Origin of the sequence: Clostridium thermobutyricum DSM 4928 (assembly GCF_002050515.1) — a bacterium.
GTDB classification, from domain to species: Bacteria; Bacillota; Clostridia; order Clostridiales; family Clostridiaceae; genus Clostridium; species Clostridium thermobutyricum.
In genome coordinates this window covers 1-26087 of sequence record NZ_LTAY01000070.1, presented here as the reverse complement: position 1 = coordinate 26087, position 26087 = coordinate 1, and the positions used below count along the sequence as shown (strand labels likewise).

The following is a 26087-nucleotide window of genomic DNA, read 5'->3' as shown; positions in this document are numbered from 1 at the left end:
ATTAAAAAAATATATAAATCTATTTTAATTTTATTAGACAATACCCCCTATTTTTTTTAATTGTCCTAGTATATTATACAACTAAGAGAAACAAACTTTCTCTTTAGCACTATTGCCTCTACCTTTTATATTAATTATTTATTTTCAATCAAAGGAGTTGATTTTATGAAAGATGTAATATTTGATGAATTTCAGGATATTGTGATGGACTCATTAATTAGACATAAAAGCATATTAGATATAACTAGTAAGTTTTCTGAATCAAGCGCAAGAGTAAATAGAGCTATTGTTAAAGCTGTAACTGATTGTGGATGCATAAAAATAAATGCTCATAAGCAATGTGTTCCAACTGAAGAACAAACTTTAACTGAGTTGGCTAATTGTTTTAAAAGTCACTTAGATGGTAAAATATGCGATAATTGCCGAGAAGTAATTGAACGAGAAATGGGGAATCATATTTTTTATTTAACTTCACTTTGTAATAGTTTAGACATTAACCTTTATGATGTTCTTTTAAAAGAACACCAAAAAGTTAATGCTTTGGGTAAATTTGATTTTAGATAATAAAAGTCGATATCTAGAATGCCATCTAGATATCGACTTTATTATTCTCACTTTTTATTTTTATAATTCAGCTTTTAAAGAAATTTGCTCATTTATTCTTCTTAATCCATTTCTTATTGCTCTTGCTCTTGCCTCACCTATTCCTTCTACCTTATCTAAATCTTCAATTTCAGCAGTTATTATTTTATTAAAGCTTCCAAAATGTTTTATTAGATTTTCTATTACTGTTGAAGGTATTCTTGGAATTTTACTTAATATTCTATATCCTTTTGGAGATATTAGTGTATCTGCAAGAACTGTATATCCATGTCCTAATGTTCTAGCTATTGCCTCTAGATCTATTAACTCTTCTGATGTTAGTTTTTGAATTGCATCATAAATATCATTAAACTCATTCTCATAATAACAATAATCTCTTATCAATAAGATACCATCTCTTTCTACATATCTTATAAGCTCATTTAATTGCATTGAAATAAGTCTACCTTCATTCCCTAATTCAAGTATATATACTCTAATTTCTTCAACTATTCTCATAACCATTTCTGTTCTTTGAATAGCTGTAACAACATCAAAAAGTGTTGTTAAATCCTGAAATTCTAATAGATTTAGATTATTTATAACTCTATCAAGAACTGATACATATTTCTCTAGTGTTTGAATAGCCTGATTTGATCTTGCTAAAATTACGCTACTTTCTCTAAGAACATATTTTATATCACCTTTATAAACAGTTATTATATTTCTTCTTTGAGATATTGCTATAACTATTTTGTTAGTTTGTCTAGCCACTCTTTGAGCTGTTCTATGTCTAGTACCTGTTTCTACTGTTGGAATATCAGCACTTGGTACTAATTGTGTATTCGCACATACTATTCTTTTTAAATCTTTACTTAAAACTATTGCTCCATCCATTTTGGCAAGTTCATAAACATATGCTGGTGAATAATCCGCATTTATTTTAAATCCACCATCTACTAGTTCCATAACATCTTCACTATCACCTAGAACTATAAGTCCTCCTGTTTTTGCTCTAAGTATATTTTCCAATCCCTCTCTTAAAGCTGTTCCTGGGCACATTATTTTAAGTATTTTTTTTATTTCTACATCTCTTTCTAACCTCATAATGCTTACTCACCTATTTTAAAATATCTTTTTTATTGCTTCTCTAATATTATTTACCCCTATTATATTTGCCTTTTTTCCCATTAGTTTATCTTTATTTCTCCATGGAATTATTATATTTTCAAATCCCATCTTTTCAGCTTCATTAACTAATCTTTCCGCTGATGTTATTGGTCTTATTTCTCCTGTAAGTCCTACTTCTCCTACTACTAATACTTTTGGTAAATTTATTCCTTGATTTTTCAAACTTGAAATAAGTGCTATTGATAATCCTAGATCAGCTATTGTTCCATCTATGTTTAAACCACCAACAACATTGACATAAACATCGCAATTATAAAAAGGTACTTTTAATTTTTTTTCTAAAACAGCTAGTATAAGACTCAACCTTTGATTATCTATTCCTACTGCCGTTCTTCTTGGTATAACTGCCTTAGTTTCCGTAACAAGCGCTTGAATTTCTACAAGTATTGGTCTCGAACCTTCCATTACACCAATAACTACAGAACCTTCTTGATTAAAATTTGTATCTTCTAAAAATATACTCGATGGATCATAAACTTCAGTTAACCCTTCTTGTCTCATTTCGAAAACTCCAATTTCACTTGTAGTTCCAAACCTATTTTTCATTGTTCTAAGAATTCTAAACTCTTCTGTTCTCTCTCCTGAGAAATGTAAAACCGTATCAACCATATGCTCTAATACTCTTGGCCCAGCAAGTTCTCCTTGCTTAGTTACATGAGCAACTATAAACAATGGAATATTTTTCTTTTTCCCTATTCTCATCAATTGATTTGAGCATTCTTTTACTTGAGATACACTTCCTGGAGCTGATGTAACAGTTTCTTTATATATTGTTTGTATAGAGTCAATTATAACAAACTTCGGCTCTATCTCATCTATATAAACTTCAATTTTATCTAAGTTAGTTTCAGATACTATATAAAGCTCATTACATTTAACCCCTAGTCTATCTCCCCTTATTTTTATTTGCTCTTCTGATTCTTCTCCAGAAACATAAAGAACTTTTCCATATTTATTTGAGATATTATTAGCAGTTTGCAGTAAAAGTGTTGACTTACCTATTCCAGGATCTCCTGATATAAGAGTTAAAGAACCTTTTACAAGACCGCCACCTAAAACTCTATTTAACTCATTTAAACCAGTGTCTAATCTTTCTCTTTCTCCAGATTTTATATCTTTTATGCTTTTTGGCATATTATCTATTGTTATAGATTTAGCTATTTGGTTTTTTGCTATTGCTTTTTCATCTTTAACTTCTTCTACAAATGTATTCCATTCATTACAGTCTGGACATTTCCCTAACCATTTTGGACTTTCATACCCACATTTTTGACAAGTGAATATAGATTTTATTTTCGCCATAAAAACACCCTTTACTATCTTATTTTTATGTACAAAATATAATTTTTCTTATATTGAATACCATACTTTTAATTATATCTTATTTATAGAATATAATAAATTTAATTTAGTAATATCTTTATTATTTTTTTCAGGAAATTTTAAACATCTTATATGTAAAAAAAGATATCCTAGATTTAGCTAGAATATCTTTTTATTATCTTAAGTTAATTATTTTAATAAACTTGCTGCTGCTTCATCTAAAATAACTGTTACATCTTTATGCATTTGAAGCATTGTTACAGGACAGCTTGTTGAAATTTTTCCACTAAATAATTCTTTCATAGCCTCTGCTTTATTTTCTCCACTAGCTATTAAAAGTATTTTCTTTGATTTCATTATTTGTCCAAGTCCCATAGTTACTGCTGTTTTTGGAACATCATCTTCTGAATCAAAATATCTTGAATTTGACTCAATAGTACTTTTAGTTAATCCTGTTAGGTGAGTTCCTGCTACTAATTCTCCATCTGGTTCATTAAATGCAATATGTCCATTAGTACCTACACCTAATAATTGTATATCTATTCCACCTAGATCATCAATCATTTGATCATATTTTCTACCTTCTTCATTAACATCTTCTGCTAATCCATTTGGTACAAAAGTTCTAGATTTATCTATGTTTATATGATCTAATAAATGATTATTCATGAAATATCTGTAACTTTGAGGATGATCTCCTCCTAGTCCTACATATTCATCTAAATTTACTGAAGTAACATCTTTAAAATCAATTTCCCCTGCTTTATTCATTCTTATTAATTCTTTGTACATTCCTTCTGGAGTTCCTCCAGTTGCTAACCCTAATATAGCTTTTGGATTTAAATTAACTACTGCCGCCATTTCCTTTGCAGCTGCTTTACTCATTTCATCATAGTCTTTAACAACAATTAATCTCATTTTAAAATCCCCTCTCGTCTTGAAATATTTACTTCTAAAATATATTTATCTGATCTATATATTGACTCTTCAATAAAGAGTATATTTTTTTTGTCATCTAATGTTTTTCCATATGTTCTTATAAGTGGTGCAACTTCTGATAAATTAAATATTTTTTTATAATAATCATCCATAATTAATGCTGTTATTTCTGATTCTGAATGATCTATGACATATCCATTTTCTTCTATTATTTTAAATAAAGATCCTTTTAATTTTTCTTTACTTAAATTTTTACAAGTTTTCTCTGGAATATGTACGATTTCATTTGCAATACATTCGTTATTTACTTTTCTCATACGATTAATTCTATAAACTTTTTTTGACTTTAAAACATCAATAAGTTCTTCTGGTGTATCTATTAAGTCAAACTCTAAAACTTCTGTTTCTAATTCTCCACCAGATTTTTTAATTATATCTGTAAAGCTCATAACATCTTTTTGTTTCACTTTAGGTTCACATACAAAAGTTCCTTTTCCTTTTTCTCTAACAAGAATTCCTTCTTGGACTAATTCTCCTAAAGCCTGTCTCACAGTCATTCTGCTTACTTCATATTGCTCTACAAGCTCTCTTTCACTTGCTATACATTCATTTACCTTCCATATTCCTTTTGATATTTTTTCTTTTATTTCTTCTTTTACTTGATAATAAACAGGTATTGGACTATTTTTATCTATCATAAGTTTTCCTCCTAATTAAATTATATATAAAATTTATATAGTTGTCTAGACCACTATACAATTTATTTTTATTATTTGAATAAATTATTTTTTTATACAAATAATAATTATACAACTATTTAGGAGGTGCTACTATGTTTAATAAATTAAACTTATTAAATCCCAAAAACTCTATTGTTGAAAATCCACTTAAATCACCAATTCAAACTAATATCAGTCAAAATTTTGATGTAAATCAAGATAAAGATGAAGCTGAAAATTTAATAATCAATTCTACTTTGAATAATGATCATACTATTGAATAAACATTTATTTCCTTGAACAAGCTTTTGTTTTGGAGTAAAATTTATAATTATAATTAACAATACATAGGAGGTAGACAAATGGTTAAAGTTTATACAACTGAATCTTGTCCTTGGTGTGTTAAAGCCAAAAATTACTTAAAGAGTAAAGGTGTAGAATTCACTGAGTTAAATGTACAAGAAGACATGGAAGCTAGAGAAGAAATGGTTAGAGGAACTAAGCAAATGGGTGTACCTGTTCTTGACATAAACGGGAAATTCATTGTAGGTTTCGATAAACCTAAAATAGATGAAGCTTTATCACAAGCTTAATAGAAAAGCACACAAAGATTTCTTTGTGTGCTTTTATTTATAAAAAAAACAGACTAAAGTTTTTCTTTAATCTGTAAATACTCTAATTCTAATTATATAACTTTAATAAGTATAATAGATGCCGGTATAAGTACTATTAATATAATTAAACTATAAAATGCAAATGTCTTTATATAATCAAAAGATTTTATTTCACCATTTGCTATAGCAAATTTATAAGATATTATACTTGCCATTGATCCTATTAAAGAGAATAATCCACCATTATTTACTCCATATATAAGTGCTTTATAATTATGTGTAAATGGTGCTAATAACAGCGTTGCTGGAACATTACTTATAAATTGACTAATCCCCAGTGCTATAAAATAGGTATGCAAGTCGCTTACTAAAAAACCTGATATTAATCTTTTTACTTCTGGAATTGCTGATATATTTCCTATAAATATAAAAAATGCAGTGAATGTTATTATTAAAGAATAATCTATGTGTAGAAATAGTTTTCTATCTATAATTAATGTCACTATTATTACTATTACAAACGCAATTTTATAGTTTACTAAATGGAAAACTGATCCTAGAACTATTAAGAATAATATTATATAAACCACTATCATACTTTTCTTTTCAACTTTAACCTCATGTATAGTAACACTTAGCTTTCTGTTTTTTTGCGTACATGTTAATATTAATAAAACTATAAATGCGATTATAGTTATTGGTATTGTAACCCCAAAAAACTGCTTATCAGTTAAATTGAAGTGCGTATAAATGTATAAGTTTTGAGAACTACCCATCGGAGTTAATGAACATCCTAATATTGCCGATATAGTTTGTAATATTATAAGCTTCATAGGATTAAAATTTGCTTTTTTAGCTAATATCAAACTAATTGGTACAAATGTTATTAATGCAACATCATCTGTAATTAACATAGAACTAAAGAATGTTAAACATATCATTATAAGATATATACTTCTTAAACTTTTATCCTTATGTAATAAACTTGTCCCAATATAATCTAAAAACTTAAAACTTTTTAATGCTGTAACCACCACCATTAAATTAAATAATAATATTAACACCTTAAAGTTAATGTAGCTTAATTTAGGATGAGATATAAAAGAAGTAATTATTGATAATACAACTGCTATTAGCAATATTATTTCTTTTTTACAAAAATCTTTCACCCTTTGTTTATCTAGCGTGTTTAAATTCATGACGTCTCCTTCTCAATGTAGAATTTAAAATAAGGTTAACAATTTTATTTTAACTTGCATAAAAATATATATCAATAAACAATAAATATATTTATTATTAACATTTTTAACGCAATTCATAGAGTGCCAAAAATTTTAACACTCTATAATTGAAACTATTCATTTAAATCTACATATTCACCTGTTTTACTAAAAATAATCCATTCACATATATTTGTTATATGATCTCCCATTCGCTCCAAATATTTACTTATGAATAATATTTGAGTACCTAAAGTTATTTTATTTTCATTGTTTTTTACATATTTCAATGTATTTTTAAACACTTCCTTATAGTATAAATCTATGTTATCATCAAGCTTACATATGTCATATGCTGATCTTGTATCTCTCTCTAGATAAGCTTCCATAGATAAGTGTAACATATTTTTTATTTCCTTTTCCATTTCCCATACACTGTTAGCCTCTTCTATAAACTCTTTGAAGTCATTGTTGCTAATTATCTTACATATATCAACTGTAAGGTCTGCCATTCGCTCTAAATCTGTTACTATCTTTGATGCTGTAAATACCCTTCTTAGATCTTTAGCTAAGGGTTGTTCAGTAGCAATAAACTTGATACATTCCTCCTCTATTTCTTTTTGAAGATCATCTATTTCATTATCTTTTTCCATAATTTCTTCTGCAAGATTTTGATTATTTTCACTTAAAGCAATCATAGCTGCTTCTAATTGATTACTTACTAATTCAGACATGTACTTTAATTTACTATTTATAGCATTTATCTTTATAGTATGAATCTCTCTTTTCATATTTTTACTCTCCTTTATCCAAATCTTCCTGTTATATAATCTTCAGTTCTTTTATCTCTAGGCTTATAGAAAATATCTTCTGTCTTTCCATATTCAATTACTTCTCCACTTAAAAAGAATGCTGTTTTATCTGCGATTCTTCCGGCTTGTTGCATATTATGTGTAACTATTATTACTGTATAATCTTTCTTTAAATTTTCTATAAGCTCTTCTACTTTGCCTGTAGATATAGGATCTAAAGCTGATGTTGGCTCATCCATAAGAATTATTTCTGGTGAAATAGCAAGAGTTCTTGCTATACAAAGTCTCTGTTGCTGTCCTCCTGAAAGTCCCATTGCACTTTTTTTAAGTCTATCTTTTGTTTCATCCCAAAGTGCTGCTCCTTTTAAACTTTTCTCTACTATTTCATCTAATTTCTTTTTATCTCTTATTCCATGTATCCTAGGACCATAAGCTACATTATCATATATACTCATAGGAAATGGATTTGGCTTTTGAAATACCATACCAATTCTTTTCCTTAATGTTATTTCATCATAATCTTCAAATATATTTTCCCCTTCAAATAAAACTTTACCTTCTATTCTAACTCCATCTATTAAGTCATTCATTCTATTTATAGTCCTTAAAAAAGTTGATTTACCACATCCTGAAGGTCCTATTAATGCAGTTACTTCATTTTTTTCAAAACTTATATTTATATTTTTTAACGCTTTATGTGTTCCATAATACAAATTTAAATTCTTAGTTTCTATCACTTTCATTAGTATCTCCTCCTATAACCCCGTTGATTTTTCTAATTTTCTACTCACTATCTTAGCTAAAATATTAAATAATAAAACCATTATTACCAGTACTGCTGCTGTCCCATTAGCTATCTGTGTTGCATCAGGAACTATTCCATCTGAGTTTAATTTCCATATATGCACTGCTAAAGTTTCTGCTGGTCTAAAAAGTGAGAAAGCTGATGTTTGCCCTACAAAACTCACATCTTTAAAATTTAATCCACTTGAACTTAATCCTGCTGTGTATAAAAGTGCTGCTGCTTCTCCAAATATTCTTCCAGCAGCTAATATTATTCCTGTTAAAATTTCTTTTCCAGCTGTAGGTAAAATTACATTTTCTACTGTTTGCCATTTTGTAGCTCCTAAACCTAAAGAGGCTTCTTTTACTTTTTTAGATGCATTTCTAATTGCTGTTTCTGATATTCTAGTCATTATTGGAATATTTAAAATACTTACTGATAATGCACCAGCTAAAATTGAATATCCAAACCCAGCCATATTAACAAATACTAATAATCCAAACATTCCTATTACTATTGAAGGAAGAGAAGCCATTGCTTCTAAGCAAAGTCTTATCATTTTTATTACAGGTCCCTCTTTTGCATATTCTGCTAAATATATTCCTGCTCCAACTCCAATTGGTACAGTTATTATTAAAGATATAATAAGCATATAAATTGAATTAAATATTTGAGGACCTATTCCCCCTCCTTCTCCAATAATGTTAGGTTTGCTAAATATAAAATGTGGTGTTAGCATTTTTCCACCTTTATAAAATATATAAATTATAAATGAAGCTAATATAAAAACTATAAAAATACTAATTAGATATAAAATACCTGTTGCTATCTTATCTGCTTTTCTAGGATTTATCATTTAAGTGTACCTCTTCTTTCTACTAATCTTACAATTAATATAAATATGAAAGATATTATAAGAAGTATAAAAGCCATACTCCATAACGCATTATTCCATGCACTTCCACTTACTGTATTAGTTATATCCATAGTAAGAATGCTTGTTAATGTAGAAGTGGAATCTATTATTCCATTTGGAATCTTCACTGTATTTCCTATAACCATTTGAACTGCTAATGCTTCTCCAAATGCTCTAGCAAGACCTAAAATCACTCCAGTTAAAATTCCAGTTTTAGCCTCCGGAACTAATACATTCTTTATAGTTTGCCATCTAGTTGCTCCAAGCCCATAAGATGCTTCTATATGCATTTTAGGAACTGCATTTATTGCATCTATAGATAAAGTGGCTATTGTTGGTAATATCATTAATGAAAGTACTAATATACCTGCTAATAATGAAAATCCAACTCCCCCAAAATGATTTTTTATAAATGGTACTAAAACCATTAATCCTACCCATCCATATACTACAGATGGTATTCCGACTAATATCTCTAATGATGGCTTTATTAACTTTTCACCAAACTTAGTAGAAATTATATTTGTAAAAACCGCTAAAGCTACTGCAATAGGTGCGCTAATTATTAATGCTCCTACTGAAACAAAAGTTGAACCTAAAACAAATGCTAATACTCCATATGTAGCTGGACTTCCAGCTGGATTCCAATTATCACTAAAAACAAATGTAAAAAAATTTAATCCACTTTTAGTAAAAGATTGAATTCCTTTTGAACCAATAAAAAATATTATAGATAAAGTTACAACTATTATTAATAAACCACATAATGTTGAAAATCCTTTCCCAACATATTCAGTAACAAGTTTTTCTTTCAAACTCCTCTTTTTCATATTTCCCTTCCTTTACATCTTTTGTTTTATAAAATTGGCTGTACTTTTATATTATGCACAGGTATAAAACCTAACTTTTCAACTTCTTTAGTATTTTCTTTACTCATTACATAATCAATAAATTCTTTTGCTAATCCTGTTGCTTTTCCTTTTGTGTACATATGCCCCCAAGACCAAAATTTATAATTACCATCTTCTATATTTTTTATAGTTGGACTCATTCCATCTATTTTTATTATTTGTAAATTTTCCTTTGCTTCTTTATTATTCATATATGTTAAAGCCATATAACTTATGGCACCTTTACTTCTTTTCATAGCTTGAAGCACTGCTCCATTACTATCTTGAACTGCACCAATCCCATCATTTTCTAAATCTTTATTTCCACCTAAAATAGTATTAGTAAATGTATCTCTTGTCCCTGATGATGCAGGTCTATGTATTACTAAAATTGGTTCATTATTTCCACCAAGCTCTTTCCAATTTTTTATCTTTCCCGAAAATATTTCTCTTATTTGTTTTGTAGTAAGATTTGTAATTCCGCATCCTTTGCTCGCTACTATACAAAATCCTTCCCCAACTACTTTATGATCTACTAATTCATCTGATTGTTCTTTTGTAAGTTTTTGATTTGCAAACATATCAGAATTTCCTATGTTAACTGTCCCATCCAAAACTTGAGTTAATCCTGTTCCTGATCCCCCTGCTTGAACATTTATAATGTCTCCATAATGTATTTTGTTAAAATTATTAACTGATACCTCCATAAGTGGTAGTAAAGCAGTTGAACCACTAATAGTAATAGATCTAGTATTTCCATCATCTTTAAATTTTTTTGCATTAAAACTAAGATATATGATCCCTATTATCGCTATAGATAAGAATCCAATTAAAAATTTCATTTTTCTATTACCCATATAAAAGCCATTCCTCCTTATAACTCTATATTTATACAATAATCTACTCAAATTAACCGTATATTAGCTTTAAGTTAAATAGTATTATACTTTTATTAAAATTTTTTAACATAACTTTAATTCAACTAAATTTTCAAAATAAAAAAAGTGTATTATGCCAAGATTCAAAACTTATTGTTTCCAATCTAAATGCGTAATACACCTTATAAAATAAAATTTTATTATATATACTTTTATTTAATTTATTTTTGGATTAATTCATCGATTCTTTTTTTATCAAAACCAACTACAATTTCTCCATTATAATCTAAAACTGGCACTGTTTTTTGACCTGAAACTTTAATTACTTCTAATCTTTCTTCTTGAGCATCTGCTACATTTACTGTTGCATATTCAATACCTTTCATATCTAAGTATTTTTTTAATTTTATACATCCTGGACACCAAGATGTTGAATAAACTTTTACCATAATTATTCTCCTTTTCTTTTTATTATTTTTCTAAATCTTTTACATATTTCTCCGAACCTAAAGCTGCTATTGTTCCATCTGATACAGCTGTTGTTATTTGTCTAAATTCTTTTACTCTAACGTCACCAGCAGCATAGACTCCTTTTACATTAGTTCTCATTTGTTCATCAGTTTTTATATAACCATAACTATCCATTTCTATATAATCTTTAAACAAATCTGTTTTTGGTTCTGTTCCTATATATCCAAATACAGCTTCTAATTCTAATTCTCTTTCAATACCAGTTTTTGTATTTTTAATTATTGCTTTCTCTACAAAATCTGAGCCTTCAACAGCTAAAATATCTTCATTATAAAGAATTTCTATTTTTTCATTGTTTATAGCTTCATCTATTACTGATTGCTCACCTTTAAAGTAATCATGCCTTCTTATTATATATACTTTCTTAGCAAATGTTGTTAGAAAAATTGCTTCTTCTAATGCGGCTTTTCCGCCTCCTACAACTCCTACAATTTTATCTTCATACATTGCACCATCACAAACTGCACAATAGTGAACTCCTTTTCCTAAAAACTCTTGTTCACCTCTTATTGGTAATTTTTTTGGTGATGCTCCAGTTGCTATTATTACAGCTTTTGGCTTATATATATAGCTCTCAGTTTCAATTATTTTTTCATTGTCCATAAATTTAACTTTTTCTATTATATCAAATTCATCAATGACAGCTCCACATTCCTCTGCTTGACTTTGTATGGCATCAGAAAGTTCAGCACCTGAAATTTTTTTAAATCCTGGATAATTTTCTACTAAATAGCTGTTTCTTATTTGTCCACCAACTATTTCATTTTCTAATAATAACATATTCATTTTTGCTCTTGATGCGTATATTCCAGCTGTTAATCCTGCTGGACCACCACCAATTATTATCAAATCAATATCTTTAATTTCTTTTTCCATATACCCAGCTCCTTTACCCCCTAGGGGTATCTTTTAAAATTATTATAACATTATTTTTTATCTTTTCAATAGTATTTTTATCAAAAAAGCTATCTCTTACCTTTGATTATTCTTTCCAATAATTCAAAAGTTATTTGAGATAGCTTAAAATTTAATTATACAAAAACTAAAGTATCTTCTTTTATTTTAGCTTCATATCCTTCTAATCTTTTTATTTTTCCATTTAAAAGTTCTTCACTTATTTTATCTTCAATTTCTTTTGTTATAACTCTTCTTAAAGGTCTTGCCCCAAATTCTTTAACATCACATTTATTTATTATATAATCTTTACTCTCGTCAGTAAATTCTATATAAATTTCATTTTCATCTAATCTTCTTTTTACTTCTTTAAGCATTATATTAGTTATCTTAAGCATATCCTCTTTTCTAAGCTTATGAAAAACTATGGTATCATCTATTCTATTTAAAAATTCTGGTTTAAAAGTTGCTCTAAGTTCTTCTAAAATAGATTCTTTCATACTATCATATTCTTTATTCCAATTATCATCTGTAAAAAACCCAACATTCTTTTGTTTTTTAATATTATGTGCACCTACATTAGATGTCATTATTATTATTGTATTTTTGAAATTTACAACTTTACCTTTTCCATCAGTAAGTCTTCCATCTTCTAATATTTGAAGTAATATATTAAATACATCAGGATGTGCTTTTTCAATTTCATCTAATAATACAACACTATATGGTTTTCTTCTAACCGCCTCAGTAAGCTGACCCCCTTCATCATATCCTACATATCCTGGAGGTGCACCTATAAGTTTTGATACTGAATGCTTTTCCATATATTCTGACATATCTATTCTTATCATATTGTTTTCATGAGAAAATATAGATTCTGCTAGTGCTTTACTAAGTTCTGTTTTCCCTACTCCAGTAGGTCCTAAGAATATAAAACTTCCTATAGGCCTATTAGGATTTTTAAGTCCAACTCTCGCTCTTCTAACTGCTTTAGCAACAAGTTCTATAGCTTCATTCTGACCAATTACTCTTTTATGAAGATTTTCTTCTAAATTCAAAAGTTTATTACTTTCTTCTTCAGTTAATTTTTCAACAGGAATATTAGTCCAACTTGAAACAACTTTTGCTATATTTTCTTTTTTAACTATAAGAATTTTTTCAGAATTATTTTTTGTCCATTCATTTGAAAATTCTTCTAATTCATTTTTCAATTTTCTTTCCTCATCTCTCAAAGATGCAGCTTTCTCGAATTCTTGAATCTGAATACAATTTTCTTTTTCTCTTTTAATTCTTGATATTTTATCATTTAATTCTTTTAAATCAGGCGGATCTACAAGTGTTTCAATCCTAATTTTTGAAGATGCTTCATCAATTAAATCTATTGCTTTATCTGGCATAAATCTATCACAAACATATCTGTCAGACATATTCACTGCTGCTTCTAATGCTTCATCAGTTATTTTAACTTTATGATGCTCTTCATATTTACCTCTAATTCCTCTTAGAATTTCTAAAGTTTCGTCATTAGTTGGCTCTTCAACTAATACAGGTTGGAATCTTCTTTCTAAAGCTGAATCTTTTTCTATATGTTTTCTATATTCTTCTATAGTTGTGGCCCCAATACATTGTATATCTCCTCTAGCTAGTGATGGTTTTAATATATTTGAGGCATCTATTGCCCCTTCTGCCCCACCAGCTCCTATTATAGAATGTATTTCATCTATAAAAATTATTATATTCTTATTATCTTTTATCTCTGCCATAACTTTTTTAAGCCTATCTTCAAATTCACCTCTATATTTAGCTCCAGCTATTAAACTCGTTAAATCCAAAGAATAAATTTGTTTTCCTTTTAATATTTCTGGTATATTACCATCAATTATTCTCTGTGCTAATCCTTCAATTACAGCAGTTTTTCCTACTCCTGGTTCTCCTATTAAGCAAGGATTATTTTTAATCCTTCTACACAAAATTTCTAATACTCTTTGATTTTCTTTACTTCTGCCTATTACAGGATCTAATTTTCCTTGTCTTGCAAGTCTAGTTAAATTCGAACTATACTTTGATAACATTGGCATTTTTTCATCTAAATCATCTTCCTCGATCTCTTGAGAATTATCTTTTGCCACATCACTTTCTAAAAAATCTTTTATATCATTTTTTAATTTATCTAAATTAATTTTTGTAAAAGTAAGCATAGTGTATGCTACTCCGTCATTTTCATTTAATATAGATAATAATAAATGCTCTGGATTTATTTTTTTATGAGATAATTTTTTTGCTTCTTTAAAAGCTTCATCAAATAGCACTTTAGTTCTTGGAGTAAATAATAATTCAGATTTTGGAATGACTATTTCTCCTTTACCAAGATATTTGTCTACAGTTTTATTTATTTTTGAATAATCAACACCATTTTTTTCTAATATTCCCTTTGCATATCCATCTTCTTTAAGTATACCTAGTAATATATGTTCTGTACCTATATACCCATGTCTAAAATTTAAGGATTCTTTTTTTGCTTCTAAAAGAACAGTTTCTGTCCTTTCTGAGAATCTATTTTCGCTCATATATTCTTTTTATCCTCCTATACATAATTTATATGGTTTTATTATTTATGTTCTCTAATAAACCTTTTGTTTCAAAATATCTCTTATAATATCTGCTCTTTTCAAATTTAGTTTTTCTAAATTATTTTCTCCTTGCAGTGCTTCTTTAACAAATGGATTTCTAGAAAATAAAACAGCTTTCTCTATCTCATCTATAGAGATATCTAGTATTTCTTCTTCTGCTCCAAATCTCAAATATGATAATAATTCTAAAGTTTCTATTGATTCTAAAATTATAGCTTCTTTAAGTACTCCATATGCCCTATGAATTTTATCTGAAATTTCATTTTTATATTTTTCGAAAGCTTTTTCTCTTTCCTTTTTTTCTTCATTTAAAACATATAATATAAGTTCGTTTAATTCTTCTATTAATTCTTTTTCAGATATTCCAGTAGTTGCTGTATTTCTTATTATATATATACTTCCATATGCCTTACCTTTTTCTCCATATTTACCTTCTAATTCAAACATAGATTTATCTTTATGAGAAAATAATTTGCTTATCTTATCATTTAGAGTTAACATAGGCAAATGCACCATTACCTCTAATATAAGTCCAGTTCCAATATGATTTGGATTAGAAGTTAAATATCCCATAGTTTCATCAAATAGATAATCTATTTTTCTTTCCAAATGCACATCGAATTCTTTAACATAATTGTATATTTCTTCTATATTATATCCACTTTTAGTACATTGTAATCTTATATGCTCTTCTTCATTTAAAATAATTTTAAAATTATTTTTTTCACTTTCTAAATAAGCTACCATTTCTTTGTTTTTAAGAGTTTTATTTCTTAAAACTCTAGTTTCTTTTAATTTCTCAAATTTTATTTCATCATTCCAAAGCCTGAAAACTTTCATATCATCTTTAATATCTAATATTTTCTCAATTATTTTTTCTGAAAACAACTTTCCTTCTTCCGCTTTCATAGTTATAGGGAAGTTTATGCCTTTTACATTTCTAAATAAAATCACACTACTACTTATCAAATTTTTATTATTTAATAGGCTTTCCAATTTATTTCTCCCCCTCAAAATTTCTCATTTCACCTTTTAACCTTTTTATTTCATCTCTAAGTTTAGCTGCTTTTTCATAAGCTTCTATAGCTATAGCTATTTCTAATTCTTTTTCTAACTCTCTAATTATTCTCTTATTCTTTATTTTTTCACCCAATCTATTAGGTATCTCACCTTTATGTTCATTATAAGTATTATTTTTTTCAACCATTTTTGTTATATCTTTTTCAAAAATTTTATAACATTCCTCACATCCTATAAGTCTTCTATTTTCAATATCTTTAAGCGTAGTTCCACATTTAATACATTGTATTTTAGCTTTTTCTTTTTTCTTTCCTATATCTTCAAAAATAATACTTAACAAATTATTGAAAGAAGCATAATTCTCTCTATCTCCATTAATATCGTTAAAAATAGTTTTTCCAAATTTTTTAACACATTTTTCGCACAACCAAATATCAGTAATTTCTCCATTAATCATTTGGCTTAAATTTAATATAGCCTCTCTTTCTTTGCACTTCTCACATATCATAAAAGTACCCCCTATTCCATTATTACCATAACCATTCCTTTCAAAATATCTGATCTTAATTTATTTTTATTATCAGAAACAGTAAGAGTATTATCATTTATAGCTATTTTTATGATTTCATATTCTCTTTTATTAATAAGTTCTATTTCTAATAAATTATCTAAAAGTGCTATTGCATTATGATATGTTATACTATTGCCAATTGACTCTTTTATTAATCTTTTTATATCACTAGAGCATGAATGAGTTATTCTTTTTATTATTATATATCCCCCTCCACCTCTTCTACTTTCTACTACATATCCTTTTGCATAAGTAAATCTTGTTGTTAAAACATAGTTTATTTGAGATGGTGCACATCTAAATTGATCTGCTAATTCATTTCTTTGTATTAAAGCTTGATGATTATCATCATTAATAATCATATCTTTTATAAATTTTTCTATAACATCTGTTAGTCTTGCCATATATATCTTCTCCTTTGCTTTTGACTTACTTTGACCTTTAACCATATATTAATATTAAATTTAATTCTTATCAAGTTTATTTCTTTATTTTATTTTTTATTTTTAGAATTATTTTCATTTTTTTGGGAAACATATTAATGTTATCTATTGGAGGTGATTAATATTTTTATATCTTGGCTTGGTAATTCTAGTTTTTTAATTAAAACTTCTATAGGAAAAAGAATTTTAATAGACCCAATAAATAAATTTCACAGTTGCAAAATAGAAGATTTTAATCCAAATATAATTACTTTAAGCTCTAATGATTTTAAATGTGACTGCATTACTAATCTATCTCAAGATATTAAACTAATATCTGAAAAAGGAGAATTTAACACTGATTTAGGAATTATAAAAGGAATATCATCATTCAATGATAATTTAAATGGATTGAAAAGAGGTAAAAATACAATATTTATTTATAATATTGATGGTCTTAAAATATGTCATTTAGGATATTTAGGACACACATTAGGTTATGATACATTAGAATTATTAAAAAACTGCCATATCTTATTTCTTCCAATAGGAAGTAATATCACTTTAAATGGAAAAACCGCATTTAAATTAGCTAAAAAAATAAATCCTAAAATAATTATACCTATGAATTATAAATATAATTCATATTCCTTTATATTTAAGGGACCTGAAGAATTTTTACTTTTATCTCAAAATATAACTAGAATAAAAGATGATAGCTTTTTTATAAATAAAGATAAATTAGAAAAAGATTTCTCTGAATATATGAATACGGTGCTTATATCTCCAATTAAAGTAAATAATATTATATAAAAAAAAAAGATCGCAGACACGATCTTTTTTTAGTATACTATTCTTGAACTGGTGCTCCTACTGGACAAACATTAGCACAGTTTCCACAATCAATACAAGTATCAGCATCGATTACGAATATAGTATCTCCTTGGCTTATAGCGTTAACTGGACACTCAGCAGCACATGCTCCACAGCTTACGCATGAATCTTGAATTACAAATGCCATATAAAACACCTCCTAATTTTTATGGTAGTTATACCTTCTTAATTTTAACACGTTTTTTTTTAGTTTTAAAGTTATTTTGATAAATTTATAATTTTCTAATTATATTATGATATAACCTAAAGCTTCAATTGAATCAATAATATTATCTAATTTTACATAGCTTTCATTATAAATTATAGTAACTTCTTTCTTAGAAACACTGATTTCACTTGCAATTACTCCAGTATTACTTGATATAGCTTGTTGAGCTTTTCTCACATCAGTAGAATTATTTATTCCTACTATTTTTAATACCGCCTTCATTACACTTCCTCCTACTTTTCTTTTATAAGCTGTTTTATAAGCTTTTTATCTTCTGGTGAGTCTACTTCTAATCTTATGTCTGATTCATCAATTACATCCTCGTAATCACCTTTTATCATCTTTATATTATTTATATTAAATTGTTCTATAAATTCTTCTTCGCCATTTCTTAATTTAACTTTTACAGATTCTTTTACAATATTATTTTGTACTACTTCTCCAGTTCCAAGTTCAGTTTCAACAATTGATCCAACTCTTGGTAATCTCTTTCTTATATCTTCATAAGTACTTTGCTCATAATTAAGACAACACATAAGTCTTCCACAAATACCAGAAATTTTAGTTGGGTTAAGAGATAAATTTTGTTCTTTAGCCATTTTTATTGAAACAGAAGTAAAATCACCTAAAAATGAAGAACAACACATAGTTCTTCCGCAAGGACCAAGTCCACCTATCATTTTAGCTTCATCTCTAACTCCAATTTGTCTAAGTTCTATTCTTGTTTTAAAAATAGTTGCTAAATCTTTTACAAGTTCTCTAAAATCAACTCTTCCATCAGCTGTAAAATAAAAAATTACTTTATTATTATCAAAAGTATATTCAACATCTATAAGCTTCATATCAAGCTTATGATCCCATATCTTTTCTGTGCATATTCTTAGTGCTTCTTCTTCTTTTTCTTTATTTTCTTTATGCTTAGCTATATCATTTTCATCTGCAACTCTTATAACTGTTTTTAAAGGTGCAATTATCTCGCTTTCATCTATCATTTTTTCTCCAATTACGCATTGTCCAAACTCTATTCCTCTAGCAGTTTCGACTATAACATAACTGTCTTTTTCTACATTTAGGTCCTGAGGATCAAAATAATATATTTTTCCCGCTTTTTTAAACCTAACTCCTATAACTTTTAACATTAATTATCCCTCCAAAAAGCTCATAAGCATAATGTTTAGATTAATTGAAAAATTAGAATTTGATTCCAAATTTCTTCTTAATTCCTTAACTGCATCTATCATACTATTAAGTTTTTTATAAGACATTAAATTAACTAATTCCTCTATTTCTTTTTTCTTATCTGAATTTATTATAAACTTTTTATCACTAACCTCTTTATATACTATTATGTCTCTAATAAATCCTTCAATTATACCTAATAGCTCTTCTTTTTCATCTTTATATTTTAATAACTTCTTTTCATATTTTAAAATGCTCTCAACATTCTTATCATTTATTTCTCTTATAAGTTCTAAAACTACTTTCCTAGCTTCTTGTAAATCTTCATCATCAATAAATTTTTCTAGTCTTCCAGGTATTCCACCTGCATAAGAAAGTGCTGGTGAAAAATCAATAGTATTTATATTTCCATATTTCTTTAATATGTACGATTGAATCTCTTCATTTGATAATGGTGTTAATTTGTATATTTGGCATCTAGATTTTATTGTTTCTAATATAATTTCTATAGAAGTAGTTAGTATTATTATAAATACTCCTTTTGGTGGTTCCTCTATAGTTTTTAAAAGCGCATTTTGAGCTTGAATAGTTAATTTTTCACCAGAAAATATAGTAATAACTTTTTTATCTCCTTCATAAGGCTTCTTATTAACTTCTTCAATAATTTCTCTTACATCATCTACTCCAATACTTGCTTTTTTAGGTCTATATTCGATAGAATCTACATTAGCCTTAAACAATTCTTTATTTAATATCAATGATGAAAATATATCTGCAACCTTACTTTTTCCTATTCCATTAGCTCCCACTATTAAATGAGCATGTGATAAAGTATTAGATTCAGCTCTCTTTTTAAATCCATCAATTATTTTATTATGTCCAATGTATTCTTCCAATACGAGTCTCTCCTTATATTTTTATAAATTGCTCTACATCTATTATAAATACAGTAGCCCCTCCAACTTTAACTTCAATAGGATATTGAATATAAATTTCAGGACTTTCAGTAATGGGTATTGGAGATGGAATTATCTCATCTCTTTCCTTACAAATATCTTTTATTATACTTATAACTTCTTCAGTTTTAGTATCCTCTACTCCCATCATCAAAGTTGTATTTCCAGCTTTTAAAAAGCCTCCTGATGTAGCAAGTTTTGTAACTCTAAAGTCCTTTTTTGTTAATGTATCTATTAAATCATCCGAATCATCATCATTTACAATAGCAATTAATAACTTCATATAAATACCTCCATAAATTAACCCCTACCCTATTTTACCATAAACTTCTAAACTTAAATATAATTAATTTTTTTATTAAAGTAAGTCTAAAAATATTCTTTTTACTTCTTCAAAAACTTGGTCAATAGATTGCTCAGCATTAATTTTTATCATTCTATCTTTATTATTTTCATAAATTTTAGTATACCCTTCTCTTACTTTATTATGAAAATCGATTTTTTCTAAATCTAATCTATTAACTTCTCTTGAAGAATTTTTTCTTATTCTTTCAAGTCCAATCTCTGGATTTATATCAAATAATATTGAAATATTTGGCATACAATCATTAATAGCAAATTTATTTATTTCAAAAACCTCATCTATGCCAAGCCCTCTAGCATATCCTTGATAAGCTAACGATGAATCAACAAATCTATCACATAAAACTATTTTTCCAGAATTTATAGCTGGAATAACTTTTTCTACTAAATGTTGTCTTCTTGCAGCTGCATATAAAAGTGCTTCTGTTCTACCATCCATTTCAGTATTTTCTTTATCTAAAATAACTGCTCTTATTTTTTCAGATATTTTTATTCCACCCGGCTCTCTAGTTAAAATACATTCATGTCCACTTTCTCTAAGCCAAATATATATCTTTTCAATAATTGTTGATTTTCCTGATCCTTCTCCACCTTCAAATGCAACAAACAAACCTTTTTTCATGTATATTCCCCTTTATTTATATATGACTACCTTTATTTTATCTACATAATCATCATACTTATTTTCTTCTACACTGGTTTCTATAATCTCTTTTTCGCAATGTCTACAGATATATTCACCATTTACAATTATACCATCAATGTAGTTATCATATAAATAACTTTCATTTTCCATATTACAAATTACACAAACTCTTTTTTCTATTTCTTTATTAATCATACTTGTCCACCCTCCAAATCTTTTATTTTAATTATTGCCATCTATATTTTTCTTAATCTATAAAAAATAAATATTTTTGAGTTTTTAGGTAAAAATATTAATAAATATTTATTTTGGAGGAGAGCTTTATGAAACATGATGTTAAAAAATATCTTAGTGTTTGTGAAAATGATATAGAAAACATTTGTAAATTTCTTTATAGTCACCCTGAAGAAAGCTATAAAGAAGAAAAATCATCAGAGTTTATTTGTGAAGTTTTAAATAAACATGGTTTTAAAGTTGAGAAAAATATTTTAGATATAAAAAATTCTTTTTATGCTTATAAAGGTAACGGTCACCCTAAAATTTGTTTTCTTTGTGAATATGACTCAATTCCAAATGAAGGACATATAACGGGACATAATATGCTATCTGCAATTTCTACTCTTGCAGGACTGTGTTTAGGTAATGCTGTAGATAATCTAGATTATGGTTCATCTATAATAATAGGATGTCCAGGTGAGTACTTAGGAGGTACAAAAGAAGTAATGGCTAAGCAAGGAGTTTTTGATGATATTGACTCTGTCATGGTTATTCATCCTGATGTAGTCACTTGTGAAAGTGGTACTTCATCAGCAGTTATTCCACTTAGTATTAAGTTTACAGGAAAAAATGAATTAAGTTTCTTAAGTGAATCAAAATATACAGCATTAGATGCTATATTACTTACATTTAATATCCTAAATACATTATCAAAAGGATTTTGCAATGATTTAGAAATACATTCAATACTATCTGAAGGTGGAAAAACTCCTTTATTAGTCCCTGGAACTGTTGAGGGAAAATTCTATATTAGAGCAAAGGATATGTGCCTTGCTTCTAAAGGTGAAGAAAAAATAAAAATAATTGCTAAAACAGTAGGAGATTTAATGAATATGCCTCCTAAATTTTCTTTATACGAACCACCAAATGAAGAGTTATTATCAAATTCTACTTTAAACAGACTTTTAAATAATAATCTAAAAGAATCTGGAATAATAAATATTTGTGAATCTAGAAATATAAATGCTTCTCTTGGTATAGGTTGTATAAGTAAAAAAGTTCCTTGCATACATTCATATATAAAAATAATAGAAAGTGATACTATAAAATATGGTACTAAAGAATTTGCAAAAGCAACAGTTGAACCTTTTGCTTTAGAACAATGTAAGAAAGCTGGAATTTCATTAGCTTTAACAGGATTGGATTTAATAACTAATAAAGAACTTTTATCAGAAGCTAAACAAGAATTTTTTAAAAATATTTCTAAATAAAATTAAAGCCTATAGTATTAATTAAATATACTATAGGCTTTAAAATTTAAATTAATTTTTCATTTATTCTACAAATAAATTTACTACTAGGTTCAAATGAAAATCTGTAATATTGATTATCTCTTTTATATATGCAAGTGCAAGTGCTTTTTCCAAATAGATTACAAGCAAAAGAACCTACTGATTTACATTTAATGCCTTTAGGAGCATCTGATTTAGGTCCTATATATTGTATATCTGATATCTTTACACTAGCTAAATTTCTTTCATTAGATCTAAATATCTTGTTTACTATAAGCTTGTCTGCTATAACAGCATACTTATAAGAAATGCTACATGAAAGTATTTCTCTTAATAAAATTAAAATAGTAAAAGCTATTATAATAATATTACAAAGCTTTAAAGTATTAATACTTTCAAACTTTATAAATTTTAGTCCTTCATGAATATAAAGCATACAAGTTATAATTACTAAACTAATAGCTATAACAGGCGCCTTTTTCCTGACGACTATCTCCCTATGCATCATAATAAAAAATCCCCCGAAAATTACATGCAAATTTAAATGTTATATTGAGATTATACTAACATTTAAAACATTATTCCATAGTAAATATATTCTATTTTCTATATTTAAAGGCTATATAATAAGAAATTCTCATATTTTCTTATTATATCTTAATTTCTTTCTCTTTTTCTTAATAGAACGCTAAGTCATAATCCTAAAATTTAGTATTTTTTTAAAACTGTAATTTTATTAATTTATATTGTAAAATATATAATATAAAGATTTAGGAGGACGGCATGATACAGATATTTAAAACACTTGATGATAAGCCATTAAAATTAGTTCCTTTAGATAATATTGAACCTGGATGTTGGATTAATATAGTTGCCCCATCAGAAGAAGAACTTATTTTAATATCTAAGAAAGCTTCAGTTCCATTAGAGTTATTAAATGCTTCATTAGATGATGAAGAAACATCTCGTATAGATATTGAAGACGATATATTGTCTGTAATAGTGGATATACCATTCACAGAAATGGAAGATAATTCTTTAACTTATGATACATATCCTCTATCAATAATTCATTCTGAAAATATACTTATTACAGTTTGTCTTAAAAACAGTAAAATACTAACTGATTTTATAAATGGAAAAGTTAAAACTTTCTTTACTTATAAAAAATCTAGATTTACTCTCCAGATATTAAGCAGAGTTTCTACTTATTTTTTATTATATTTAAGGCAAATAGATAAGAAGAGTCTTATGATAGAAAAAAGGCTTCATAAATCAATGAAAAATAGAGAACTTATACAATTACATTCATTAGAAAAATCTCTTGTTTATTTCTCTACTTCTCTTAAAGCAAATGAAATTACTTTAGAAAAAATGCTTAAACTAGATATAATTCAAAAATATGAAGAAGATAAAGATGTTTTAGAGGATGTTATTATCGAAAATAAGCAAGCAATTGAAATGACAGAAATATATAGTAATATACTTGCAAGTACTATGGATTTCTTTGCATCTGTAATTTCAAATAATCTTAATATAGTTATGAAAGTACTTGCTTCTGTTACTATTCTAATGTCAATTCCAACTATGATTAGTGGAATTATGGGTATGAATATAGTATTTCCATTCAATACAGATAGCATTAATACCTTTTATGTAATAACTTTATTAACTCTATTAATTTGTGGAACAGTTGCATGGATTCTTCACAAAAAAGATATGTTCAGATAAAATTTTAATATTTATAAAAAAATTTAACTATTATGAAAAATTAAGCATATTATTATAATAAACAAAAGAGAGCTCATTTATGAAGCTCTTTTTTTAATAATTATAAGGAGATTTTTTTATGCGTGGCAAAAGGCTGACTTCAGATTCGACAATCGGTATATTAGCCCCTTCCGGATGTAGTGATATTAAAATAATTGATCAATTTATTGAAAATTTTAAAAATATTGGGTTTAAAGTTAAATATACAAACGCTATTTATGATAAGTATGGATATTTAGCAGGAAATGATTATTCAAGAGCTTATGATTTAATGAACATGTTTTTAGATAAAGATGTTGAAGGAATTATTTGCTTTAGGGGAGGATTTGGAGCAATTCGTATGCTTCCTTATCTTGATTTATCTATAATAAAAAAAAATGCAAAGTTTTTTTGTGGTTATAGCGATATAACAGTATTACTAAATTATTTTGCCCAAAACAAAATACCTACTTTTCATGGACCATTAATAAAATCTGATTTTATAAAAGATTCCTTAACATTATCTACTTTAAAACATTTTATGTTAAATCCTTCTAAAGGCTATATTTATGATTTTAAAAATAATTTAGTTATAAATAATAAAGATATGCAAGGAAATTTAATAGGAGGAAATCTATCTATTATTTGCTCTATGATGGGAACCCCTTATGAGATAAATTTTAAAAATTCTATTTTATTATTAGAAGAAATCAATGAAGAACCTTATGTGATTGATCGCTTATTATCTCAATTATTACTATCGAAAACTATTAATAATTGTAAAGGAATATTATTAGGTCATTTTACAAATTGTACTTCTAATTCAGAATTTAGCTTTGCTACTTCTGAATTATTACTGTCAAAATTAAATAAATTAGGAATACCAATAATATTTAATGTTCCTTTTGGTCACGATTATCCTAATTTAACTTTTCCTCTAGGAGTAAGTGCACATTACTCTAGCAAATCTAAAAAACTAATTATAACAGAAAATGCTCTTATTTAATTCATATAAAATATCCACAAATTAATATAATAATATCATTAGTTATGCACAATTTTATATTTTTTTGTTGATAACTATAAATTATATTTTAAATTTTGTGGATTCATTTTTAATTTATTTTCTATATATATTTTTTGAAAATAAAAAACCTGTAAACAGTGTTTACAGGTTCTAATGGAGGCGCCACCCAGATTCGAACTGGGGATCAAGGTTTTGCAGACCACTGCCTTACCACTTGGCTATAGCGCCATAATATGGTGGCTCGAGCTGGAATCGAACCAGCGACACGAGGATTTTCAGTCCTCTGCTCTACCGACTGAGCTATCGAGCCACACTTACCTAGCAACTTCCTACTCTTCCACACAGTCTCCCATGCAGTACCATCGGCGTTATAGAGCTTAACTTTCCTGTTCGGAATGGGAAGGAGTGTTTCCTCTATGCCATCATCACTAGATCTTAACTACTTTTTTAGAGTTTGTTCTCTGAAAATTGTATATGAAAATAGTTGATATTTTTATTGGTCAAGCCCTCGATCTATTAGTATTAGTCAGCTGAACATGTTACCATGCTTACACCCCTAACCTATCAACCTTGTGTTCTTCAAGGGATCTTACTAGCTTACGCTATGGGAAATCTAATCTT

The 26087-nt window shown here is 27.2% G+C and carries 31 protein-coding genes, 2 tRNA genes and 2 rRNA genes; 7 read left to right on the top strand and 28 right to left on the bottom strand.

Features of this window, described 5'->3' with window-relative positions; all coding sequences use genetic code 11:
- The first annotated feature begins 165 nt into the window (after nucleotides 1-165).
- Entirely contained in the window at nucleotides 166-564 is a 399-nt protein-coding gene (locus CLTHE_RS12550) for a nucleoside triphosphate pyrophosphohydrolase family protein (protein ID WP_002598924.1), read from the top strand.
- 60 nt (nucleotides 565-624) lie between these two features.
- Here CLTHE_RS12550 and disA read toward each other — a convergent pair whose 3' ends face one another.
- The 4 genes from disA to CLTHE_RS12530 all read right to left on the bottom strand — a co-directional run bounded on the left by disA (nucleotide 625) and on the right by CLTHE_RS12530 (nucleotide 4733).
- Nucleotides 625-1689 carry a DNA integrity scanning diadenylate cyclase DisA gene (disA, locus tag CLTHE_RS12545; protein ID WP_002598925.1) on the bottom strand — a complete coding sequence of 355 codons (1065 nt, stop codon included), beginning with the start codon at nucleotides 1687-1689 and terminating at the stop codon, nucleotides 625-627.
- 18 nt (nucleotides 1690-1707) lie between these two features.
- Complete coding sequence (gene radA / locus CLTHE_RS12540) at nucleotides 1708-3075, bottom strand: DNA repair protein RadA (RefSeq protein WP_080023783.1); 1368 nt, start codon at nucleotides 3073-3075, stop codon at nucleotides 1708-1710.
- A gap of 210 nt (nucleotides 3076-3285) precedes the next feature.
- The gene (gene nagB / locus CLTHE_RS12535) at nucleotides 3286-4014 is read right to left on the bottom strand and encodes a glucosamine-6-phosphate deaminase (protein WP_080023782.1); all 729 of its coding nucleotides are present in this window, start codon (nucleotides 4012-4014) and stop codon (nucleotides 3286-3288) included.
- The gene (locus CLTHE_RS12530) at nucleotides 4011-4733 is read right to left on the bottom strand and encodes a GntR family transcriptional regulator (RefSeq protein WP_002598928.1); all 723 of its coding nucleotides are present in this window, start codon (nucleotides 4731-4733) and stop codon (nucleotides 4011-4013) included. Before CLTHE_RS12530 ends, nagB begins: the two co-directional genes overlap by 4 nt.
- A 134-nt stretch (nucleotides 4734-4867) precedes the next feature.
- Here CLTHE_RS12530 and CLTHE_RS16785 point away from each other — a divergent pair, with 134 nt between their 5' ends.
- Both CLTHE_RS16785 and CLTHE_RS12525 read left to right on the top strand, forming a co-directional pair.
- Complete coding sequence (locus CLTHE_RS16785) at nucleotides 4868-5038, top strand: hypothetical protein (protein WP_158082734.1); 171 nt, start codon at nucleotides 4868-4870, stop codon at nucleotides 5036-5038.
- A gap of 78 nt (nucleotides 5039-5116) precedes the next feature.
- Nucleotides 5117-5347: a glutaredoxin family protein gene (locus CLTHE_RS12525; RefSeq protein ID WP_002598930.1), complete on the top strand. Its 231-nt coding sequence runs from the start codon at nucleotides 5117-5119 to the stop codon at nucleotides 5345-5347.
- A gap of 92 nt (nucleotides 5348-5439) precedes the next feature.
- Here the strand turns inward: CLTHE_RS12525 and CLTHE_RS12520 are convergent, their stop codons facing one another.
- The 12 genes from CLTHE_RS12520 to CLTHE_RS12465 all read right to left on the bottom strand — a co-directional run bounded on the left by CLTHE_RS12520 (nucleotide 5440) and on the right by CLTHE_RS12465 (nucleotide 16918).
- Complete coding sequence (locus CLTHE_RS12520) at nucleotides 5440-6567, bottom strand: SLC13 family permease (RefSeq protein WP_080023781.1); 1128 nt, start codon at nucleotides 6565-6567, stop codon at nucleotides 5440-5442.
- A gap of 155 nt (nucleotides 6568-6722) precedes the next feature.
- On the bottom strand, nucleotides 6723-7379 hold the full coding sequence (gene phoU / locus CLTHE_RS12515) for a phosphate signaling complex protein PhoU (RefSeq protein ID WP_080023780.1): 657 nt from the start codon (nucleotides 7377-7379) through the stop codon (nucleotides 6723-6725).
- Between the two features lie 14 nt (nucleotides 7380-7393).
- A complete protein-coding gene (gene pstB, locus CLTHE_RS12510) occupies nucleotides 7394-8143 on the bottom strand; it encodes a phosphate ABC transporter ATP-binding protein PstB (protein ID WP_002598933.1) in 750 nt (249 codons plus the stop codon).
- Nucleotides 8144-8155: 12 nt separating this feature from the next.
- Complete coding sequence (gene pstA / locus CLTHE_RS12505; protein ID WP_080023858.1) at nucleotides 8156-9037, bottom strand: phosphate ABC transporter permease PstA; 882 nt, start codon at nucleotides 9035-9037, stop codon at nucleotides 8156-8158.
- Nucleotides 9037-9930, bottom strand: a complete 894-nt coding sequence (gene pstC, locus CLTHE_RS12500) for a phosphate ABC transporter permease subunit PstC (protein WP_080023779.1) — start codon at nucleotides 9928-9930, stop codon at nucleotides 9037-9039. The genes pstA and pstC overlap by 1 nt, the downstream gene beginning before the upstream one ends.
- 26 nt (nucleotides 9931-9956) lie before the next feature.
- Nucleotides 9957-10847 carry a phosphate ABC transporter substrate-binding protein gene (locus CLTHE_RS12495; protein WP_080023778.1) on the bottom strand — a complete coding sequence of 297 codons (891 nt, stop codon included), beginning with the start codon at nucleotides 10845-10847 and terminating at the stop codon, nucleotides 9957-9959.
- Nucleotides 10848-11089: 242 nt separating this feature from the next.
- The gene (locus CLTHE_RS12490) at nucleotides 11090-11317 is read right to left on the bottom strand and encodes a glutaredoxin family protein (RefSeq protein ID WP_002598937.1); all 228 of its coding nucleotides are present in this window, start codon (nucleotides 11315-11317) and stop codon (nucleotides 11090-11092) included.
- A gap of 22 nt (nucleotides 11318-11339) precedes the next feature.
- Complete coding sequence (trxB, locus tag CLTHE_RS12485) at nucleotides 11340-12275, bottom strand: thioredoxin-disulfide reductase (protein ID WP_080023777.1); 936 nt, start codon at nucleotides 12273-12275, stop codon at nucleotides 11340-11342.
- A gap of 155 nt (nucleotides 12276-12430) precedes the next feature.
- A complete protein-coding gene (locus CLTHE_RS12480; RefSeq protein WP_080023776.1) occupies nucleotides 12431-14860 on the bottom strand; it encodes an ATP-dependent Clp protease ATP-binding subunit in 2430 nt (809 codons plus the stop codon).
- 54 nt (nucleotides 14861-14914) lie between these two features.
- Complete coding sequence (locus tag CLTHE_RS12475; protein WP_158082733.1) at nucleotides 14915-15919, bottom strand: hypothetical protein; 1005 nt, start codon at nucleotides 15917-15919, stop codon at nucleotides 14915-14917.
- A 1-nt stretch (nucleotide 15920) separates the two neighbouring features.
- Nucleotides 15921-16451 carry a UvrB/UvrC motif-containing protein gene (locus CLTHE_RS12470; protein WP_080023774.1) on the bottom strand — a complete coding sequence of 177 codons (531 nt, stop codon included), beginning with the start codon at nucleotides 16449-16451 and terminating at the stop codon, nucleotides 15921-15923.
- A gap of 11 nt (nucleotides 16452-16462) precedes the next feature.
- Nucleotides 16463-16918 carry a CtsR family transcriptional regulator gene (locus CLTHE_RS12465; protein WP_080023773.1) on the bottom strand — a complete coding sequence of 152 codons (456 nt, stop codon included), beginning with the start codon at nucleotides 16916-16918 and terminating at the stop codon, nucleotides 16463-16465.
- Between the two features lie 153 nt (nucleotides 16919-17071).
- On the opposite strand from CLTHE_RS12465, the gene CLTHE_RS12460 reads away from it, so the two are divergent.
- Nucleotides 17072-17749, top strand: coding sequence for an MBL fold metallo-hydrolase (locus tag CLTHE_RS12460; RefSeq protein WP_158082732.1), 678 nt, complete (start codon nucleotides 17072-17074; stop codon nucleotides 17747-17749).
- Nucleotides 17750-17786: 37 nt separating this feature from the next.
- Here the strand turns inward: CLTHE_RS12460 and CLTHE_RS12455 are convergent, their stop codons facing one another.
- The 7 genes from CLTHE_RS12455 to CLTHE_RS12425 all read right to left on the bottom strand — a co-directional run bounded on the left by CLTHE_RS12455 (nucleotide 17787) and on the right by CLTHE_RS12425 (nucleotide 21377).
- Nucleotides 17787-17957 carry a DUF362 domain-containing protein gene (locus tag CLTHE_RS12455; protein ID WP_002598944.1) on the bottom strand — a complete coding sequence of 57 codons (171 nt, stop codon included), beginning with the start codon at nucleotides 17955-17957 and terminating at the stop codon, nucleotides 17787-17789.
- 99 nt (nucleotides 17958-18056) lie between these two features.
- Complete coding sequence (locus tag CLTHE_RS12450) at nucleotides 18057-18260, bottom strand: heavy-metal-associated domain-containing protein (protein ID WP_080023771.1); 204 nt, start codon at nucleotides 18258-18260, stop codon at nucleotides 18057-18059.
- An 11-nt stretch (nucleotides 18261-18271) separates the two neighbouring features.
- Nucleotides 18272-19177, bottom strand: coding sequence for a PSP1 domain-containing protein (locus CLTHE_RS12445; RefSeq protein ID WP_080023770.1), 906 nt, complete (start codon nucleotides 19175-19177; stop codon nucleotides 18272-18274).
- A gap of 3 nt (nucleotides 19178-19180) precedes the next feature.
- On the bottom strand, nucleotides 19181-20113 hold the full coding sequence (locus tag CLTHE_RS12440; protein WP_080023769.1) for a DNA polymerase III subunit delta': 933 nt from the start codon (nucleotides 20111-20113) through the stop codon (nucleotides 19181-19183).
- A 13-nt stretch (nucleotides 20114-20126) separates the two neighbouring features.
- Nucleotides 20127-20456: a cyclic-di-AMP receptor gene (locus CLTHE_RS12435; RefSeq protein WP_080023768.1), complete on the bottom strand. Its 330-nt coding sequence runs from the start codon at nucleotides 20454-20456 to the stop codon at nucleotides 20127-20129.
- Nucleotides 20457-20531: 75 nt separating this feature from the next.
- On the bottom strand, nucleotides 20532-21158 hold the full coding sequence (gene tmk / locus CLTHE_RS12430; protein WP_080023767.1) for a dTMP kinase: 627 nt from the start codon (nucleotides 21156-21158) through the stop codon (nucleotides 20532-20534).
- A 12-nt stretch (nucleotides 21159-21170) separates the two neighbouring features.
- The gene (locus tag CLTHE_RS12425; protein ID WP_143324079.1) at nucleotides 21171-21377 is read right to left on the bottom strand and encodes a sigma factor G inhibitor Gin; all 207 of its coding nucleotides are present in this window, start codon (nucleotides 21375-21377) and stop codon (nucleotides 21171-21173) included.
- A gap of 128 nt (nucleotides 21378-21505) precedes the next feature.
- Here CLTHE_RS12425 and CLTHE_RS12420 point away from each other — a divergent pair, with 128 nt between their 5' ends.
- Nucleotides 21506-22669 (top strand): zinc-binding metallopeptidase family protein, encoded by a 1164-nt coding sequence (locus tag CLTHE_RS12420; protein WP_080023766.1) that lies wholly within the window; start codon nucleotides 21506-21508, stop codon nucleotides 22667-22669.
- A gap of 46 nt (nucleotides 22670-22715) precedes the next feature.
- Here the strand turns inward: CLTHE_RS12420 and CLTHE_RS12415 are convergent, their stop codons facing one another.
- The gene (locus CLTHE_RS12415; protein ID WP_080023765.1) at nucleotides 22716-23198 is read right to left on the bottom strand and encodes a hypothetical protein; all 483 of its coding nucleotides are present in this window, start codon (nucleotides 23196-23198) and stop codon (nucleotides 22716-22718) included.
- A gap of 275 nt (nucleotides 23199-23473) precedes the next feature.
- Here CLTHE_RS12415 and CLTHE_RS12410 point away from each other — a divergent pair, with 275 nt between their 5' ends.
- Both CLTHE_RS12410 and CLTHE_RS12405 read left to right on the top strand, forming a co-directional pair.
- On the top strand, nucleotides 23474-24421 hold the full coding sequence (locus CLTHE_RS12410) for a magnesium transporter CorA family protein (protein ID WP_080023764.1): 948 nt from the start codon (nucleotides 23474-23476) through the stop codon (nucleotides 24419-24421).
- Nucleotides 24422-24539: 118 nt separating this feature from the next.
- On the top strand, nucleotides 24540-25445 hold the full coding sequence (locus CLTHE_RS12405; RefSeq protein WP_080023763.1) for a S66 peptidase family protein: 906 nt from the start codon (nucleotides 24540-24542) through the stop codon (nucleotides 25443-25445).
- Nucleotides 25446-25620: 175 nt separating this feature from the next.
- On the opposite strand, the gene CLTHE_RS12400 is transcribed toward CLTHE_RS12405, so the two are convergent.
- The 4 genes from CLTHE_RS12400 to CLTHE_RS12385 form a co-directional block, all read right to left on the bottom strand.
- A tRNA-Cys gene (locus CLTHE_RS12400) sits at nucleotides 25621-25694 on the bottom strand.
- Nucleotides 25695-25700: 6 nt separating this feature from the next.
- Nucleotides 25701-25776, bottom strand: a tRNA-Phe gene (locus CLTHE_RS12395).
- A gap of 6 nt (nucleotides 25777-25782) precedes the next feature.
- A 5S ribosomal RNA gene (rrf, locus tag CLTHE_RS12390) occupies nucleotides 25783-25899 on the bottom strand.
- Between the two features lie 63 nt (nucleotides 25900-25962).
- Nucleotides 25963-26087, bottom strand: a 23S ribosomal RNA gene (locus tag CLTHE_RS12385); the annotation flags it as partial.

Excerpts from the sequence above, each read along its gene's own strand:
- CLTHE_RS12550 (WP_002598924.1), top strand. The coding sequence starts at position 166 with ATGAAAGATGTAATATTTGATGAATTTCAGGATATTGTGATGGACTCA.
- disA (WP_002598925.1), bottom strand. The coding sequence starts at position 1,689 with ATGAGGTTAGAAAGAGATGTAGAAATAAAAAAAATACTTAAAATAATG.
- radA (WP_080023783.1), bottom strand. The coding sequence starts at position 3,075 with ATGGCGAAAATAAAATCTATATTCACTTGTCAAAAATGTGGGTATGAA.
- nagB (WP_080023782.1), bottom strand. The coding sequence starts at position 4,014 with ATGAGATTAATTGTTGTTAAAGACTATGATGAAATGAGTAAAGCAGCT.
- CLTHE_RS12530 (WP_002598928.1), bottom strand. The coding sequence starts at position 4,733 with ATGATAGATAAAAATAGTCCAATACCTGTTTATTATCAAGTAAAAGAA.
- CLTHE_RS16785 (WP_158082734.1), top strand. The coding sequence starts at position 4,868 with ATGTTTAATAAATTAAACTTATTAAATCCCAAAAACTCTATTGTTGAA.
- CLTHE_RS12525 (WP_002598930.1), top strand. The coding sequence starts at position 5,117 with ATGGTTAAAGTTTATACAACTGAATCTTGTCCTTGGTGTGTTAAAGCC.
- CLTHE_RS12520 (WP_080023781.1), bottom strand. The coding sequence starts at position 6,567 with ATGAATTTAAACACGCTAGATAAACAAAGGGTGAAAGATTTTTGTAAA.
- phoU (WP_080023780.1), bottom strand. The coding sequence starts at position 7,379 with ATGAAAAGAGAGATTCATACTATAAAGATAAATGCTATAAATAGTAAA.
- pstB (WP_002598933.1), bottom strand. The coding sequence starts at position 8,143 with ATGAAAGTGATAGAAACTAAGAATTTAAATTTGTATTATGGAACACAT.
- pstC (WP_080023779.1), bottom strand. The coding sequence starts at position 9,930 with ATGAAAAAGAGGAGTTTGAAAGAAAAACTTGTTACTGAATATGTTGGG.
- CLTHE_RS12495 (WP_080023778.1), bottom strand. The coding sequence starts at position 10,847 with ATGGGTAATAGAAAAATGAAATTTTTAATTGGATTCTTATCTATAGCG.
- CLTHE_RS12490 (WP_002598937.1), bottom strand. The coding sequence starts at position 11,317 with ATGGTAAAAGTTTATTCAACATCTTGGTGTCCAGGATGTATAAAATTA.
- trxB (WP_080023777.1), bottom strand. The coding sequence starts at position 12,275 with ATGGAAAAAGAAATTAAAGATATTGATTTGATAATAATTGGTGGTGGT.
- CLTHE_RS12480 (WP_080023776.1), bottom strand. The coding sequence starts at position 14,860 with ATGAGCGAAAATAGATTCTCAGAAAGGACAGAAACTGTTCTTTTAGAA.
- CLTHE_RS12470 (WP_080023774.1), bottom strand. The coding sequence starts at position 16,451 with ATGATATGTGAGAAGTGCAAAGAAAGAGAGGCTATATTAAATTTAAGC.
- CLTHE_RS12465 (WP_080023773.1), bottom strand. The coding sequence starts at position 16,918 with ATGGCAAGACTAACAGATGTTATAGAAAAATTTATAAAAGATATGATT.
- CLTHE_RS12455 (WP_002598944.1), bottom strand. The coding sequence starts at position 17,957 with ATGGCATTTGTAATTCAAGATTCATGCGTAAGCTGTGGAGCATGTGCT.
- CLTHE_RS12450 (WP_080023771.1), bottom strand. The coding sequence starts at position 18,260 with ATGAAGGCGGTATTAAAAATAGTAGGAATAAATAATTCTACTGATGTG.
- CLTHE_RS12445 (WP_080023770.1), bottom strand. The coding sequence starts at position 19,177 with ATGTTAAAAGTTATAGGAGTTAGGTTTAAAAAAGCGGGAAAAATATAT.
- CLTHE_RS12435 (WP_080023768.1), bottom strand. The coding sequence starts at position 20,456 with ATGAAGTTATTAATTGCTATTGTAAATGATGATGATTCGGATGATTTA.
- tmk (WP_080023767.1), bottom strand. The coding sequence starts at position 21,158 with ATGAAAAAAGGTTTGTTTGTTGCATTTGAAGGTGGAGAAGGATCAGGA.
- CLTHE_RS12425 (WP_143324079.1), bottom strand. The coding sequence starts at position 21,377 with ATGATTAATAAAGAAATAGAAAAAAGAGTTTGTGTAATTTGTAATATG.
- CLTHE_RS12420 (WP_080023766.1), top strand. The coding sequence starts at position 21,506 with ATGAAACATGATGTTAAAAAATATCTTAGTGTTTGTGAAAATGATATA.
- CLTHE_RS12415 (WP_080023765.1), bottom strand. The coding sequence starts at position 23,198 with ATGATGCATAGGGAGATAGTCGTCAGGAAAAAGGCGCCTGTTATAGCT.
- CLTHE_RS12410 (WP_080023764.1), top strand. The coding sequence starts at position 23,474 with ATGATACAGATATTTAAAACACTTGATGATAAGCCATTAAAATTAGTT.
- CLTHE_RS12405 (WP_080023763.1), top strand. The coding sequence starts at position 24,540 with ATGCGTGGCAAAAGGCTGACTTCAGATTCGACAATCGGTATATTAGCC.